This is a genomic window from Haloarcula sp. S1AR25-4 (assembly GCF_031624555.1).
Lineage (GTDB): Archaea > Halobacteriota > Halobacteria > Halobacteriales > Haloarculaceae > Haloarcula > Haloarcula pellucida.
Genome location: NZ_JAMQOR010000023.1, coordinates 1 through 671, shown reverse-complemented (window position 1 = coordinate 671; position 671 = coordinate 1). Strand labels below are relative to the sequence as shown.

General features: G+C 54.8%; 1 rRNA gene. It reads left to right on the top strand.

Annotation, left to right across the window (positions count from 1 at the left end):
* Positions 1-106: 106 nt before the first annotated feature.
* Positions 107-671, top strand: a 23S ribosomal RNA gene (locus NDI85_RS22240); the annotation flags it as partial.

Sequence of the window (671 nt, the reverse complement as noted above, 5' to 3'; positions counted from 1 at the left end):
GGAAGGGTCGATTCGCCCACCATCTACCACCTTGGGGGCGAGTATGAAACCGTGTGTACGTGCGATCCAGGCGTCCACTGGACTCGTTCAGTTTAGCGAGTCACAACGACGTTGGCTACTATGCCAGCTGGTGGATAGCTCGGCTCGAGAGCTGAAGAAGGACGTGCCAAGCTGCGAAAAGCCTGAGGGAGCCGCACGGAGGCTAAGAACTCAGGATTTCCGAATGAGAATCTCTTCACAATTGCTTCGCGCAATGAGGAACCCCGAGAACTGAAACATCTCAGTATCGGGAGGAAAAGAAAACGCAACGTGATGTCGTCAGTAACCGCGAGTGAACGCGATACAGCCCAAACCGAAGCCCTCACGGGCAATGTGGTGTTTGGACTGACTCTCATCAGCAGACCATTTCGACGAAGTCCCTTGGAACAGGGCGTGAGACAGGGTGACAACCCCGTACTCGAAATCAGTACGCTGTGCGTCAGTTCCGGAGTAGCGGGGGTTGGATATCCCTCGCGAACAACGCAGGCATCGACTGCGAAGGCTAAACACTCCTCGAGACCGATAGTGCACAAGTAGTGTGAACGAACGCTGCAAAGTACCCTCAGAAGGGAGGCGAAATAGAGCTTGAACTCAGTTGGCGATGGAGCGACGGGGCATACAAGGTCCCGTGA